At 41.1% G+C, this 16,489-nt stretch carries 12 protein-coding genes; 1 reads left to right on the forward strand and 11 read right to left on the reverse strand.

Annotation, left to right across the window (positions count from 1 at the left end):
• Positions 1-41 precede the first annotated feature (41 nt).
• From G610_RS21230 to G610_RS0115285, 3 genes are read right to left on the reverse strand one after another with little or no spacing between them, the layout of a single operon-like run.
• Entirely contained in the window at positions 42-1,469 is a 1,428-nt protein-coding gene (locus tag G610_RS21230; RefSeq protein ID WP_081667527.1) for an MBOAT family O-acyltransferase, read from the reverse strand.
• A complete protein-coding gene (locus tag G610_RS0115280) occupies positions 1,469-2,983 on the reverse strand; it encodes a hypothetical protein (protein ID WP_026525459.1) in 1,515 nt (504 codons plus the stop codon). Before G610_RS0115280 ends, G610_RS21230 begins: the two co-directional genes overlap by 1 nt.
• A 19-nt stretch (positions 2,984-3,002) precedes the next feature.
• Complete coding sequence (locus G610_RS0115285; RefSeq protein ID WP_026525460.1) at positions 3,003-3,680, reverse strand: epoxyqueuosine reductase QueH; 678 nt, start codon at positions 3,678-3,680, stop codon at positions 3,003-3,005.
• A 144-nt stretch (positions 3,681-3,824) separates the two neighbouring features.
• On the opposite strand from G610_RS0115285, the gene G610_RS0115295 reads away from it, so the two are divergent.
• Positions 3,825-4,292, forward strand: coding sequence for a GNAT family N-acetyltransferase (locus G610_RS0115295; RefSeq protein ID WP_026525461.1), 468 nt, complete (start codon positions 3,825-3,827; stop codon positions 4,290-4,292).
• 47 nt (positions 4,293-4,339) lie between these two features.
• Here G610_RS0115295 and G610_RS23595 read toward each other — a convergent pair whose 3' ends face one another.
• The 8 genes from G610_RS23595 to G610_RS0115335 form a co-directional block, all read right to left on the reverse strand.
• Positions 4,340-5,659, reverse strand: a complete 1,320-nt coding sequence (locus G610_RS23595; protein WP_051198048.1) for a glycoside hydrolase family 25 protein — start codon at positions 5,657-5,659, stop codon at positions 4,340-4,342.
• The gene (locus G610_RS21240; RefSeq protein WP_051198049.1) at positions 5,656-7,374 is read right to left on the reverse strand and encodes a CapA family protein; all 1,719 of its coding nucleotides are present in this window, start codon (positions 7,372-7,374) and stop codon (positions 5,656-5,658) included. Before G610_RS21240 ends, G610_RS23595 begins: the two co-directional genes overlap by 4 nt.
• On the reverse strand, positions 7,367-8,008 hold the full coding sequence (locus G610_RS0115310; RefSeq protein WP_242829666.1) for an RNA polymerase sigma factor: 642 nt from the start codon (positions 8,006-8,008) through the stop codon (positions 7,367-7,369). The genes G610_RS21240 and G610_RS0115310 overlap by 8 nt, the downstream gene beginning before the upstream one ends.
• A 113-nt stretch (positions 8,009-8,121) precedes the next feature.
• Entirely contained in the window at positions 8,122-9,849 is a 1,728-nt protein-coding gene (locus tag G610_RS21245; protein ID WP_155831048.1) for a vWA domain-containing protein, read from the reverse strand.
• Positions 9,850-9,989: 140 nt separating this feature from the next.
• A complete protein-coding gene (locus G610_RS0115320) occupies positions 9,990-12,443 on the reverse strand; it encodes an InlB B-repeat-containing protein (protein WP_026525463.1) in 2,454 nt (817 codons plus the stop codon).
• Positions 12,444-12,509: 66 nt separating this feature from the next.
• Positions 12,510-12,983: an NUDIX hydrolase gene (locus tag G610_RS0115325; RefSeq protein ID WP_035797757.1), complete on the reverse strand. Its 474-nt coding sequence runs from the start codon at positions 12,981-12,983 to the stop codon at positions 12,510-12,512.
• Positions 12,984-13,048: 65 nt separating this feature from the next.
• A complete protein-coding gene (locus G610_RS0115330; protein WP_026494909.1) occupies positions 13,049-14,419 on the reverse strand; it encodes a sodium-dependent transporter in 1,371 nt (456 codons plus the stop codon).
• Positions 14,420-14,614: 195 nt separating this feature from the next.
• Positions 14,615-16,474 (reverse strand): leucine-rich repeat domain-containing protein, encoded by a 1,860-nt coding sequence (locus tag G610_RS0115335; protein ID WP_081667529.1) that lies wholly within the window; start codon positions 16,472-16,474, stop codon positions 14,615-14,617.
• Positions 16,475-16,489 lie beyond the last annotated feature (15 nt).

Consider the following 16,489-nt stretch of genomic DNA (forward strand, 5'->3'; position numbering starts at 1 on the left):
TAATTATGGAGCCATCAGATTACTGATGGCTTCGTTTGTTCTCAAAATGACATATAGTAAAAGGCGCTTGGATCGACCGCATCTCCATATACACCAAATACCATGGCATAGAAAAGAATAGCCAGTGTAAAAACAACTCTGAATGCTCTGCCCTGTTCATTTAGCCACTGATCCACGCGAAGGTCTCTCTTTGCAGTTACATAATCCATACCAAATAAAATCGGAAGTGCCAGCATGAGTATCACTAACTCCTGCATATCAAGCCCTAATGAAAACAGCTTGTCCATATCTGACAGAATCCAGAAATCCGGTACAGTAAACATTTGCTTTATGTATAAAAAGGCAGCTGTTGCTGTATCTGCTCTAAAGAAAATCCATGCAAAATCCACCAGAATAAAAGTCGAGGCCGCCCGAAGGAATCTGCTTCCAAAAGGTAATTCGTTTGAATTCTTTTTAAGAAGTCCATGATCTCTAAGTAAATTCTCTACAATAACATAAATGCCATGAAGCCCTCCCCAGATCAGAAATGAAATGCCATTCCCATGCCAGATACCGCTGACAATAAATGTAAGCAACAGATTTAAACACTTTCTGATTTTTCCTTTTCTGTTTCCTCCAAGAGAAATATATACATAGTCTCTTAGCCATGAGCTTAGGGAAATATGCCACTTCCTCCAAAACTCTGAGACAGAGACTGAAAGATATGGTGCTTTAAAGTTATTAATTATCTCGATTCCAAAAAGTCCTGCGATACCAAGGGCGATATGTGAATATCCCATAAAGTCGCAGTAGAGCTGAAATCCAAAACTGGCTGCTCCTATAATAAGAGCCACCGTTCCGAATCTGTAATACTCAGAAAAAATAAGATCCGTCACCTTCAAAAGTCTGTCTGCAATTACCAGCTTTACAAACATTCCATATATTATGACTATGGCGTAGTCACAGATTCTGCCGGGATCAAACAGTTCGCTCCTACCCATCTTATCAAGCTTTTTAAACTGCGGAATAAGGTTACCACCCCGCTCTATAGGACCTGATGTAAGTGTAGGGAAAAAGCACAGATACAAAAGCACGTAGATAGGATTTTTCTCAGCCTCTGTTTTTCCTCTATAGATATCAGTAAGATAGGACACAGCTTCCAAAACAAAGAAGGAAATTCCTATTGGTGCAAAGCCCTTAAGCCCTGTGAACTTAAAGGATAAAAGCATTCCTACCAATATGATTATGGATATTCCAAAAATTATTTTTCCTGATGTATCTGCTCTTTTCCTATCAAGTACCCTTGAAATCAGATAGGTAAAAATCGCCACCAAAGGCAGTACAAAAAGAACCTTAGTGCCGCTACAACAGTAAATGCCAAGGCTTACAAGTAAAAGGAAAGGACTCCTAAAGCCTGATGGCATTACAAATATAAGAATTAGTACAGCAATAATAAGCGGATATAAAACCGCATACGGAACAAGCATCATTATTCTCCAAGTGTATCGTAATTTATTTTATCTCTGAAAAGCTCTGTATTACTAAGATAGACATCTATACCAACTGCATCTGTCACATCATCAAGCTCATCATCATAGACCATAACGTTAAGCCCGTTTACAGCCTTTATATAGTTATCACCCCATAAATAGATACCGTCATTGTCATTCTCTGTAGGTGCGCTATCTGCAAATTCATCATTGCCTTTGTGCCTGTTTACGGAAAGACCGGCATTTTCAAATTTATGGGTAAAAGCATATACAGTTTCATCACCGGAATTATATAGAACTTTTCCGTGATCAAGTATCAGCGTCCCGCCCTTTTCATAGAACTCATCATAGTCCCCGAATTTATCAAGGATTCCTTTTATCAGAGCTTCATCTCCTGCTTTGTAATTACCTGAAAGAGTAAAAACTATAACAAAATCTTCCACATTACCTGCTACCACATTGGACCATTCGGAAATGTCATTTGACAGGTCAAAACTCTGCTTTAGGAAATGCTTACTATATGCCAGAAGGTCCTTATCCCAGTTTTCGTAAGCAGGGTCTCCTCTGTGATTTCCCACATCATAGCTTTCCAAAAGGTACTGCCCGATATAATTCGTGATCTTTTCTGCGCCGTAGTAGTTGCAATGATTTAAATCCCTACTCTGATCTGTCTGCGGATCAAAACCGATCTCATCAAGCATGTAATCAAAATCAAGGAACGGCACTCCGTTTTCTTTTGCTATATCGCCAACGGTATTTTGCTGCGCCATTGAAATCTCAGGTGCAGGATATGGTGTATGGAAAAGGACAAGCTGAATCTTCTCTTTTTTACAGAGCTTAATAAGCTTATTTAGGTATTTTTCTCCCACGTCACTAAGCTTCTCTCTTCTGTCTGTGGTGACAATAGAAATTTCTTCGTCGGGAGTGGAATACAGCGGCTCAAGATCCGTATTCACATAGGGCATGCTGATAATAAAATCATCCTTACTTAAGTCCTTATATCTCTCATGCTCCAAAGGCCATTTTAAAACAAGCTGCGCACCTTCTGTTTTTACGGGCAGCTTAAAATCTCTGATCTGACTAAGTGCCAGGTCAAGGTAATTTAGTGAAAATCTAACAGGTGAATCATTGATGGTACTTCCAGCATATTCCGTATCAGGTTCAGAAATACTGTCATCCGGAATAAATGCAGTCTCAACCATAATGACCTTTGGCTTTTGATATTTCAGAAATTCTTTTATGGTAAAGTACATGATATCAACGGGCTGAGAATTGCCTGCAATTGTATAGGCAGCTATTCCGTAATCCTCCCACAGATTACGACCAAGAAGCTGACCTGCGTGACTGCTTCCTGCAAACAGCACCTCAGTATTTTTAGCATAGCCCTCGTAGACACTGTATAGTCTGGGCTCCCCCGGCGTTCCCTTAACAGTTAGAGCATTGAGGAGTCCCGTGGAAATGACCGCAAAAATAAGAAGGAATGCGATCAGTTCCAATAACCTCTTCCTTTTCATACCTATCTCCCAAAAACAATTAGTCTTTCTTTTCTGCAAGTCGCTGCAATCTTGAAAACTCGCAGCCGCAAAAATCCTGCCTGTATAAGTCAAACTTATGAGACAGTTCTATGGATCTTTTATATCCTTCTTTTTTCTTAAAATCAGATGGCAAAAAATGTGTATTATATTTCTGCGCCATCTCATTACCGATTCTGTTTAGCCTGTCGGCATCCTTAAGAGGCGATATTGTAAGTGTTGTTGTAAAAAAATCAACCCCCTTATCCGCTGCTACTTTGGCACTTTCTTCAAGTCTAAGCTCAAAGCATTTGGTACAACGATCTCCGCCTTCGGGGCAGCTCTCTAAGCCTTTAACAGCATCAAGGAAATCCTTTACCACATAATCGCCTTCAATAATATCAATCTTCCTTGCGGAAGCATCGGAATTCATACCCTCAAAATTCCCTGTTTCCACCTGCCTGTTATACTCAGCAATAAGGCGCTTCTCCTCCTCTACACGCTTTCTGTATTCAGGCTCATTCATGATATTGGGATTATAGTAAAATACCGTAATATCAAAAAACTGCCTGAGATACTCAAGACAATAGGACGAGCAGGGTGCACAGCAGGCATGCAAAAGAAGGCTCGGTATCCTGCCCTCTTTTTGAAATTCATCTATTTTCTTTTCAAGCTCTTTAGCGTAATTTACTTTATTCATTCTCTTTTTTCATATATACTCATAATAATGATTTTTAAGTTTCCATACAAAATTACTATATCACAAACCACTAAATCTTGCTTTGATTCTTTGAAAATCACAAGATTGTGTGTACCAAAAACATTACTTTCGGGAGAATTTGCCATGAATTTCAGAAAAGCCACAGAAAAAGACATACCTCAGATGCATGAATTACTAAGACAGGTCAATTTGGTTCATCACATCGGAAGACCTGATCTTTTCAAAAAGGCCAATAAATATAATGATGATGAGCTTAAAGAGATTCTTAAGGATGATACAAGACCAATTTTTGCGGCAACAGATGATAACGACGTAATGCTGGGCTATGCCTTCTGCGTCCACCAGCAGCATATAAACGATCAGCTCCTTACGGATGTTAAGACGCTGTATATCGATGATCTGTGTGTTGATGAAAATGCCAGAGGTCAGCACGTAGGAAAAAGCCTATACGAATATGTCCTTTCCTGGGCAAAAGAAAATGGCTATTACAACGTAACCTTAAATGTGTGGAACTGCAATGAGAGTGCAATGAAATTTTATGAAGCACTTGGCATGAAGCCCTACAAGGTAGGAATGGAACAGATACTTTAAGAAAATGGAGCAGACTCTTAATAAGAATCTGCTCCATCTTTTTGTCTTTAATCCGCAGGAATAAGCTGGATATCAAGATCCACCATTCCGGATATACCGGGCACTTTTCCCGTATTTGAATATTGCCAGTAAGAGAAATAATAAGGTGTCTGAGGTTTCTCCTCGTAGTCGGCATACCAAATGGGATAGTCCATAAGCTGGCTAAGATCAAGCTTGTAGGCTTCCCACAGCATATTGCAGTAGATCATGGGCTTATATCCCGCATCCTCGATCATCTTGCAAAATGCAAGGGTATTCTCAGTAAACTGCTCCGCTGATACATAATCAGTTCTTGCATTGGCATCAAGAACGCTCTCGGGATCATAAACAACAGGCAGATCGATGTCGTAGTCTTCTATGGCATCAAGCACCAGCTGCGCTTCCTCTTTGGCTTCGTCTGTATTTATAGCCTGTGAGAAAATGTAAACTCCCACATCAAGGCCTGCATCCTGGGCTGCTTCTATATACTGTCTGTAATTATTATCTTCCCTCAGATGTCCTTCTTCGCCGTAGCCTCTGTAGCCAACTCTGATGATTACAAAATCAATCCCTGATTCCTTAACGGCATCAAAATCTATCTCGCCGTCGTGATGTGATACATCAATTCCAAGGCGGTATCTGTAGCTTTTATCACCTTCGTATTTGATGTATCTGCCGTTTTCTTTAAAACAGTCAAGGATATAGTCGTGCTTCCTGATATCAGGATTAATTTCCACCTGATACTGTTCCTGATAGACATCAACAAATTCCAAAATCTCAGGTTCGTCTGTCCTTGCCTGAGCTCCCATAGCGATATCATCATCCTTTGGAGGCTTCTCACCTTCATTGCCATCGGAAGCTTCATTTGCATTATCATTTTGCACTGGTGCTTCAGCATTTAAAGTATCATCCTTGCTGGCATCAGCATCTGCCTTATCAGCTTCGCCATCAGACTCACCGGCTCCCGCAGCATCTGCATTTTCTTCATCAGTAGCAGTTTTGTCCTCTTCCGGCTCTTCTTCCTCTGTGACATCTTCATCCAAAGTAATGGGCTTTTCTATATCCTTTTTGGGAGTAACCACAAATGGATTCTGAATCTCAGGAGCTTCTCTTTGCTCCGCTGTTCCGTCCTTAATAACGCCCTGTGAATCACCCTTTATGATATCCTCTGTCCTGACCGCGAGGCTGTCTCTGATATCCTTTTCCTGCTCCTCTACTTCTACCTCTGCCACATCCTGAGTTTTTCTTTTTGCCTTTGTGTGTTCAAAAACACCAATCCCTATACCCAGCATTATCAGTACAAGTATGAGACCGACATAAATTGTAAAAAGACTCTTTTTCACATTCATTTCCAGATGTCCCCCCATATCTCATTGCACAGATTAACGAGGTACTCTTTGGAGAATGCAGAATCCTGAGCTGTAATCTCATTACTTGCTGCCATATCTTCGGTGTAATCAGACAGTGGATAAACCGTTACATTTTCAGGGCCGCTCTGAACATGGCATACAACTGCCTGAACTGAGTAATCGGATACAGCAATGTCGCCATTTTCATCCCTTGAAAGTGTTACACCCGCCATTCCACCAAGCATTCTGTTTGCTGTTCCATCTCCTGTTCCCGATGTCCAGTTAACAAAATTGCCAAGGGAGTAGTAAACAAGCATATCTCCGTCGCAGTGATTATTGGTGATTCCATCACTGTCATCTGTAATAAATTCTATAGGTTCTATTACATGAGGATGGGTTCCGAGAACGAGGTCAGCACCATTTTCTCTGAAAACATCCGTCCACTTCTTCTGGCTCTTATCTATTCCAAGGTTATACTCAGTTCCCCAATGAGGACATACAACTGTGAAATCTGCATTATCTTCAGCGTACTTAAGATCCGCTACAACCTTGCTCTCATCAAGGGTATCAACTATATGGGGCATATCTGAGGGAGCTGATATGCCGTTTGTTCCAAAGGTGTAATTCAAAATCGCAATCCTGATACCATTCTTTTCAATGATATCTATATCCTCATACTCATCCTCAGTTTCGTTTATTCCGACAACTGTTATCTCAGGATGATTTTCCTCCCAATAATTTGTGGTATTCAGGATTCCTTTTTTGCCCTTATCAAGTGCATGGTTTGTGGCATGACAGATTACATCAAAGCCCGCATTTACAAGAGCATCACCTATGGCATATGGAGCATTAAAAGCAGGATATCCGGAAACGCCAAGCTCTTCGCCGCCAATAATAACTTCCTGGTTAACCATAGCGATATCAGCCGCACTTATCTCATCTTTTGTATGTTCAAATATAAAGTCGAAGTTGTAGTCGCCATTTGAGTTTTTAGCTGCTTCCTCTACAGGTGTATGAAGGAGAATATCTCCCACCATGAGAAGAGTTACGCTATCCTGGGAAATTGCAGCAGCTTCTTCCTCCGCATCTTCTATGACATAGGAGGCCTCGTCATTATTATCCGCTTTATCCTCACTGTCAAAGAGGTCTTTTACAGAATCAAGAGGTGACTTTTTGCCTGCATCCATAGGAGCTTCATTCATGGCATCGCCTGTCATGGCACCATTAACCTCTGACTCTGAAATATCAAAGGAAGGCTCGTATGTCGCACTGCTATCCTCAGTAGCTTCTGTTTCATAAGCTGCATCATCCGACAATTCAGCACTTTCCGTCTCGTATGTCGCCTCTTCTTCCCAGGCTGCAGTTTCTGTTTCCTCTGCGGTAGCTGCCTCCTGATATGTGGCTGACTCCATGGTGGATGTGTTCTTAAGTCCAACGGTCCTTATTACGCCGTAAGCGCCTGCTGCCACCAATGCAAATACTGCTGCCTTTGTGGCAAAGCCCGTAACAAACTTAAGGATCTTAGCAGCATCCGGCTTTTCCTTTTTATCGCCGCCGGAGTTCTTATCTCCTGCATCCTGCTCCGCCTGACTACTATCCTTAAATATAGGTCCCTGATCTGCTGCCTTCGCCTGCTCTTCAATATTCTTAAGGATTCGGCTTCGCATCTCGTCTGAGACTTCGATGTGGTCCATGATTTCATTATACTTACTCAAAATCGTACGCCTCCTTCAGAATATTTTTCAGCTGCTGTCTGCCTCTGTTCAGGTCAGATCTGACAGTAGACTCGTTCCTTTTAAGAATCTTCGCTATATCTTTTGCCTGATACCCCTCCTCGTAAAAAAGATGAATTACTTCCCTATATTTGTCAGGGAGCTGTTTTACCGCATCCCAGATAAAGCCCAGGTCTTCCTTATTCTCTGCTACAAGCTCTTCTGAAAGCTCGTCTGCTTTTCTGATATTAATATAATCAATCTTATTTTTGCTGAGATTGGCTGCTACTGTAAGGAGCCATGCCTTCTCGTGCTTTTCATTTTCAAATGCAGGTGTGGTTTTGATGTATCTGATGAGGGTGTCCTGAAGAATATCCTCAGCATCACTCATGTTGTGAAGATATGAATATGCCAGCCTCAGAATCGCATTGCCGTATTTATCAAGATATTTTCCGGCGTTCTGCGCTGCTTCCTCACTGCTAATGGTGTCGGTTTTGGTACTTTCAAAAGAGTCCTCTGCCATAAAAAGAATATGGCCTATCCTCTTTTTCAGATTAACTGCTGCCATTTTCAGTGTGTAGCTTGCGGCATCTATGATCTCAAATATGACATTTCTATGCAGTACGCATGTCCCCATGTTAAGTCTCCCCTAAGGAAAGGCAGCTTTTCCCCGTAGCTGCCCTTCCGTATAATTCCACTGCATAGTATACCATATTCTTTAATGTTATTCAGAGCTCCGCATATCATATATCAGGATCTTTTAGCCATCATTCTTACCAGCTGGTTGAACTCATCCCTGTACTCATCTCTTGTTGAAAGCTTCTTGTAGTTATCAAGGATGTCATCATAGGTTGCTGTTCCCTTGAACTCGCTGTCACCAAGGATCATTGCAAACTCTGCTACCATTCCGGCAAATCTGATGTTCTCGCTGCCTTCTGTGTCATAAGCGCTGTCATTTACTACGATAGAGAAAAGCTTGGACTTATCTGCATCGGGCTCCTTGTAGCGAACACTTACTGTTGCATACTCGTCGCTGAACTCTGTAGCACATGTATCAACATTCTGTTTTCCATTCTGGTACTTAAGCGAAATCTCACTCTTGCTGCCTACAGGGATGATCTCATAAAGAGCTACTACGCTGTGGCCTGCTCCGATCTCGCCGCCATCCTTTGTATCATCATTAAAATCAGCATCATCCATAAGTCTGTTTTCATAGCCGATAAGTCTGTAAGCATTTACTCTTCCGGGATTGAACTCTACCTGGTACTTAACGTCCTTTGCAATTGTGATAAGTGTTGATCCCATCTCATCTACAAGAACCTTTTTGCCCTCATAGAAGCTGTCGATGTAGGAATAGTTACCGTTACCGCAGTCAGCCAGCTTCTCAAGTCTGTCATCCTTATAATTGCCATCGCCAAAGCCAAGAACTGATAAGAAAACACCATCATCCTTTTTGTCTTCGATGAAACGCTCAAGTTCTGCAGGGCTTGAAATACCTACATTAAGGTCACCGTCTGTTGCAAGGATTACTCTGTTGATTCCATTCTCGATGTAGTTGTCTTTAGCGATCTCATAAGCCTTCTGAATACCTGCTTCACCATTTGTGCAGCCATCAGCTACAAGGCTGTCGATGGCCTTCTTGAGCTTTTTCTTATTGGACATGCTCTCACCTGAAAGAACCACCTTCTCGCAGCCTGAATAGGTTACGATTGAGATTGTTCCTTTGTCAGGAAGATTATCAACCAGTTCCTTGAAACTCTTCTGTAAAAGAGGAAGCTTGTTCTCATCGCTCATGGAGCCTGATACGTCAATAAGGAATACCAGGTTACTCATGGGTGCTTCTTCAAGGTCTATTTCTCTTGTTTTCATGCCCACAAACATAAGCTCATGATCTTCGTTCCAAGGACACTTTGAGATCTCGGTTGTGATACCGAACTTCTCGCCTGCTCCCGGGTCATTGAGGTTATATGAAAAATAGTTGATGAACTCCTCAGGTCTTACTGCCTGGGTGTCTATCATGTTAAGTGTGTAGCCGTCTTCGATCATTCTGCGGATATTGGTGTAGGATGCTGTATCAACATCTGCCGCAAAGGTTGAAAGAGGATTGGTTGCTACAAGGTTGTATCCGTTCTCTTCAGGCTTGTCATAGGATTCTGTGTTAGGCTCTGTGTAAAAATAATCAGGATAGCAGCCATAAACATCTGCGCATTCCTCGGCATCTTCGTAGACAAAGGTCTCCTCGTTATTGTTGCCAAAAATATTTTTGGAGCTGTTTACAGGTACGTAGGAATCTGAAGGCTCTGCCTCTGTGCAGGCATATTCATCTGCATTATCTCCATAGTACTGGGTTGTGGTTTCTGTTGCAGTAGCAGGACTCTCTGTAGCTGTTGTCTCAGATGCTTTTCCGCAGCCGTAAAGACTTCCTGTCAAAACTGTTCCACATAAAATAACCGGTGCAAATCTCATTTTTCTACTCATAACTTTCTCCCTCCGTTTAGAGCTTTATTTTTGCTGTTCTACTCTATATACAGATGGGCATCGAAAAATGTTGCACCGGTTTTACAATTTTTTTTGATTTTTTGTTTTCCGCGAAAACACGCGGCTTTTAGGGCTTTTATTTATCCTTTCTTGAATTTGAAGGTGGCTTTTTTAGCTCCTGCCTTCTTAATAAGCTTAACTACTCTGTCGTAGGTCTTCTTATCCTTACAGATAACAGTGATCTTGGCTTTGCTGCTTATTCCGCTAAAGCTCTTTGAGCCTACGCTCTTTAAGTTATTGCCGTTAATAGTTATCTTCTTAAGGTTCTCACAACCACTAAAGGCACCTGCGCCGATCTTCTTAATGCTTGAACTGATCTTTACGACCTTAAGATTCTTGCATTTTTTGTAGGCGTTCTTTTGAATCTCAGTTACCGCATAGCTCTCACCATCATAAGAGACATCACCTATTGTTACCGACTTAACCTTCTTATTGTTATTCTTGGTAACCTTGGCTGTGCCATCCTCTGAGAGCTTAAAATCGCTATCGCCAACTGTAAGCTTTCCTTCCGGGGGAAGCTCTGCAGCTTTATCCTCCTGCTGCCCCTTCTCCTGCAGCTCCTGATTACTCTGGTCACTGCTATGACTCTGATCATCTGACTTATTCTTATCATCTTCAGGTGCCGGCTGAGGCTGAGGTTCTGGCTGCGGCTGTGGTTCAGGCTGAGACTGTGGCTCAGGCTCCGGTTCAGGTTCGGGCTCAGGATCAGGAAGCTTAGTCCAGTGCGCATACAGGGTATGATCTGCAGTATTAGTCACTTTTGTTCTTGTCGTAACCTGGCTTCCTGCATCTGCCTGGGTGAACCATCCATCAAAGCTGTATCCTTCTCTTTCAGGAGCCTCCACGTTACTAAGGACATCACTGTACTTTGCATTATAGGTGACTGTGCCTTCAGAAATAACACCTCTTCCATCATTTGCATCAAACGAAACGTTATAGCTTGCAGCTGTCCACTTGGCATATAGATTATGTGAAACGTTGGATGTAACCTTGGTATCTGCTGTTACCTCGGTAGTATATTTATCATCAGTAAACCATCCGCCAAATTCATAGCCTGTTCTTGTAAGGCTTTCCGGAAGATTCTCGTATTTTCCGCCACGGGTTACTCTTATGGAGGAATCACCTGTAGCAGACTTTAAATATACGGTGTAAGTATTGTTGCCACTTCCCGATGTCCAATGTGCATAAACAGTAGCAGGTCCGTTAAATACAGTTGTTTCATCTACTACTGTGCCGCCCTCTGCTTTTGTATACCAGTTATCAAAGAAATAACCGCTAAGACGCATCGATGTGGGCATAATAACAAGCTTGCCCTCATAGGTCAGGGTTCTGTCGTATGGAATGTAATAATATGCTGAGTCATTTACCTTATCAAAGGTTATATCAAATACCTTCTTAGCATTTATGTAGCTGAATTCCGTTCCATTAGCCACAGGCGCCTTAAGATATCCAAGATAATCCTTGTGAGTAACGTGAGTGGTGGTCTTTGATTTAAATCCGGGAACTGAATGGTCATGGCTGTTAAAATCTGCTGTTGTGCAGTTAAAATAATCATGAGTCAGATAGAAATAATATGGATGATCCTGAAAAGATTCCGTATCATTCCATGTGGCATCTACTTCGTACAGATCACCCCAGATGTCAACCACGTTCCAGGCATGTCCGCCGCCGTTACCAAGTCCTGCTACGACGTAGGACTCAATTCCTGCTTTCTGCAAAAGAAGCTTAAATGCCTTGGCGTAACCATCACAAACCGAAGCACCTTCCACCAGGGCTCCATAAGCAGTATGGCCATAGTGATAACCAAGGTTGTTATCGGATACATTGTGGTCGTACTCTACATTATTTAAAAGTGCATCATGAAGCGCAAGCTCCTTAGAAAAATCATCTCCGGTAGGATTAGCCTTGGCATAAACCGCATCGCGGGCTGCCTTAAGCTCAGTCTCCATCTTGGTAACTTCAGCTCTTGAATATCTTTCTACTGTAAAATAAAGATAGTAATCGTACTTAACTACCTGCTGAGCACTGTTTCTTGTGGTGAGTTTACAAATGCTTGGTCTGAAAAGTGTTGCCTCAAGCTCTTCAGGGTGGTCATATTCCAGAGCCCTTGTAAAAGAAGTATAGTCATAGCTAAGAGCCTTCTCACCGCTATAAATAAGTCTTCCATACTCTTTTATAATGGTTCCTGTCAACGTGCCATCAGGAACTGTATTCATGTTAGCTTTGGATGCCTCATAAAATGCCTTATAGCAAAGCTTATCATCTTCATTTAACTGATTATAATAATAGAAGTCATAAACATTGACCTTAGCATTAAACGTAGCAGGAGCAGGTGATACGGAAAACTCACCCTCATTAGAATCCTCTGTAACTACAATCTCAAGCTCTTTGGAAACCTCTAACTTAGGCAGATCTCCTGTGGGATTTGTAACACTTAATCCTTCCGCATCAGCGTTTAATTTCACCGCGGGAGAAATCACAAGTCCCAGGGAAAAAGCCAGAGAAAATAATAAACCTTTAACACATTTCTTCATTAAAAAAATTCCTCAAAAATAAAAATCACTCTCTTAATAAATCACATATTTATCCACAATATACAATTATACATTAATATTTGATTTACCGTCAAGCTCGGCTCCCGTCAGCTTATCACCGTCGTAAGTCAGCTTAAGAGAAAAGAAAGGCTGATCAGGGTCACTGATAAGCTTTAAAAATATCAGATCGCCTTCCCAGAGATTCAGCTTACTTACATCCTCCATTGGAACCCAATCAAGAGTACCCTCATCGCAATCCTTTAATGTGCCCTCAAAATCATCCGATGTAAAAAGGCACATATACTCTGTGATATCTCCTGCACAGAAGGTCACAATCGCTCTAAACCTTGCTGATCTGAGAGTCAGTCCCGTCTCTTCAAGGACTTCTCTTTTTACGCAGTCATCAGGGCTCTCACCCTTTTCAAGATGGCCTCCCGGGGCTATCCACTTGCCCACATTTATATCGTTCTTTTTCTTAACACGATGAAGCATTAAATATTTTCCTTCATGCTCGATGTAACAAAGAGTTGTGATTTCCATTTTGATCTCCTATAAAAAACGCCACAGACAGTTTAACTATACTATCTGTGGCAACAATAAACAAATCAAAAACTTATAAGTCCAAGAACAGATGCAACTGAACTGAACAGAATAATTATTACGAAGAGTGGACAAAGGTATTTGATCATAAATCCAAATATCGCTCTGCGTCTGAAGGGATGTCCATTCTGCATAACCTCTTCATCAATCTTACTAAGTCCCATGTGATAAACAACCAGGATACAGGTCGCAAATGCTGCAATAGGCATCATCACAGAGTTTGTAAGGAAATCAAAGAAATCAAGGAACTGCATACCAAATATAGTCACATTAGCAAGAGGACCGTTTCCAAGTGATGAAAGACTTCCAAGTATGATCATGACAACTGCCATTACAACTGTGCCCTTTCTTCTGCTCCATCCAAACTCATCGGAAAAAGTAGAAACGCAGCTCTCTGTAAGAGCGATGGCACTTGTTACAGCTGCAAAAAGTACAAGGGCAAAGAAAAGAACTCCTATATATCTTCCAAAGCCCATGCTTGCAAAAATCTTAGGCATGGTAATGAACATAAGTGAAGGGCCTGCCTTAAGTGTCTCCGGATCTCCGCCCGAAAAAGCAAATACAGCAGGGATGATCATAAGGCTGGCAAGTATAGCGATGGCAGTATCGAAGAATTCCACCTGTCTTGTTGAGTCCTCAATGCTTACCTCATCTTTTACATAAGAGCCAAAGGTAATAAGGATACCCATGGCAATTGAAAGTGAGTAAAACATCTGTCCCATGGCAGAAACCACTGTCATCCATGAGAAGTTCTCCATGTTAGGTACAAGCATATACTTAACGCCTTCAAGAGCTCCGGGACGTGTAACGGAATACACGCAGATAACAATTGCCAATACCACAAGTATAGGCATCATGAATTTTGATACTCTCTCAATACCGTTTCTAACACCCATGAAAATAACTATTAGAACCATGAGCATGAAAACAATAAACCAAATCTCAGCTTCTGCACCGTTTGAGATAAAGTCCACAAAAAATGTGTCAGTAGCAATGTCCTTCGCTTCACTTCTGAAGTACTCAAATAAGTATTTGCAAACCCACCCGCCGATAACTGAATAATAAGGTACGATCAGCATAGGGATTATAGCATTCATCCATCCGCCAAGTCGCATTGCATTAGTTCCGCCAAGGGATCTGAATGCACTTACAGGACTCTTTTTCGTAGTGCGTCCTATGGCTGTCTCAGCGATGATCATTGTGTAACCAAAAGTAAGTGCAAGAACTATATATACGAGAAGGAAAATTCCTCCGCCATATTTTGCACAAAGATAAGGAAATCTCCAAATATTTCCCAAACCTACAGATGCTCCCGCAGCAGCGAGCACAAAACCAATTTTTCCTGAAAATGAGCTGCGATGTTCGTGTTCCAAAATCAAATGTCCTCCTGTCAAAAACAATATCGGATAACATTATATCAGATAGAGTTTCTTTTTCATAGAAAAATATAGTTTAGTATATATTTCAAATAAAAAGAGGGCTTCGCTCATTATCTAAAGCAAATACCCTCTCTTTTTATCACTTAGTTTCTATTGTCACGAGAATATACTAAGCATTTTAATTGTCTTTAATTACTTGGTAATCTTTGAACCATTGTCTCTCTTACCCTTTAAGAGCTTGGTGTAAGAAGAAAGCACTTTCTTAGGAACCTTGAAGGATGCACCCTTCTTAATCTTCTTAAATGCCTTGGAACCAATCTTCTTTACTTTCTGTCCCTTGAAGGTAACCTTCTTAAGCTTAGAGCAGTTATAGAATGCTTTTTTGCCAATCTTAGTCACATTCTTACCGATTGTAACCTTTGTAAGATTCTTGCAGCCTGTAAATGCGCTGTCACCAATCTCTGTGATGCTATTACCTATTGTAAGGCTCTTTATAGCACTTCCCTTAAAGGCGTTATTTGCAATCTTTGTTACAGCGTAGCTCTTGCCACCGATGGTAACATTAGCAGGAACACTGAAGTTACCTGTTGTTGTACTTGCTGTCGAAAGAGTTGCATTTTCACCATCAATCTTGTAGGTTGCATTGTTTAATGTAACCTCTGTCTCTGCTACAGGATCCTCAACCTTTTGGGTTTCTTCCTGCTTCTTAGCAGATTCTTCCTGTTTGTTCTGCTCTGAAGTTTCTGAAGCCTGCTTCTTGAACTTGAATTTGAGCGGGCTATAATATCCGTCACCATCATTTTCAGCAAATTTTTTTGCTTTTTTATTCAGTTCAAGAGCAAATTCATCTCCACAATCACAGGTATCAAGCTGACTGATTATAAGTTTATCATTCTTAATCGCAACTGCGATATCATACTTATCATCGTTTGAATTTAAATTGTAGAATACCAAATTGCCTTCAGAAACTTTCTGATCTGAAAAGGAAATCTGCTCAGGTAAACCATAATTTCCCCTATCTGATGCTAATACGAGCGTATCATACAGAAACAATGCATAAGCGTACTGTGTGTCGTTATTAAGATTAAATAAAAAATCACCTTTATTAAAATCGATTGATAATTCACCCATGTTATATTGCAGTTCATACATATATATGTATACTGTACTATAATACTCGCTTCCAGTCTCATCTAAAGCTTGCTTTTCCTCCCCTGTCAGTTCCAAAGTCCAACCAGGTGAATCAGTAAGGGCATAAAGTTCACTGAATACATAGTAATTATCGTACTTTGTTACAGTAAAATCATACTTATTATCCCTATCCATATCGAAAGACATCTCTACAACCTGACTGCCGGAAGAAGTATATTTTTTAACTTGTGAGCCTATCCTGCCTGCATCGGCTGCGGCATTTAAGGCATTTACAATTCTCTCTGCGATTACTTTTTCCTCATCGCTTTTATACTCTACATCACCCACAGTTAAGTCTAAAGTACACTCGCCCTGATCCTTGGATTTTGCAAGTTTATAACTATAGTTGAAGCTTTCACCATTATTTACACCGATGGGCGACATGGGTAAAGTTATACAATCTTCTCCCTCTCGTGGAATTATGGTTATATTAACCCACGGCATTTTATTTTTTCCATTATCCGTAAAAGCACTCACCGCAACCTTACAGCTATAGGCTTTACCACTCTGAAAAACTCTTGTTGGCGCCATCTGCTTGTTTTCGTTATATGTAGCACCTTCACTAAACCTGAATTCAAAATCCACAACATATGTAAATTTTCCAGACTTTTTCGCACATCTGGCTTCAATCCTGTCATTATAAGGTGTATATGTTACAGTAGTATCAGTGGTGCCCTTTACCACCCTCTCTACATAGGACTGAGGCATTTCCCCGCTCTTGAATTTATAAAGAGACATTGTAATTTCATTTCTATTTGCATCTATAACTACCCCATCATCTGCTGCATATGCTCTGATTCCCACAGTGCAAAATAGCAGCGTAAACGCTAATGACAAATACAACGACAATTTCCTTAACATAACCCTTCCTCCTAA

Origin of the sequence: Butyrivibrio sp. MB2005, assembly GCF_000424285.1 — a bacterium.
Taxonomy (GTDB): domain Bacteria; phylum Bacillota; class Clostridia; order Lachnospirales; family Lachnospiraceae; genus Butyrivibrio.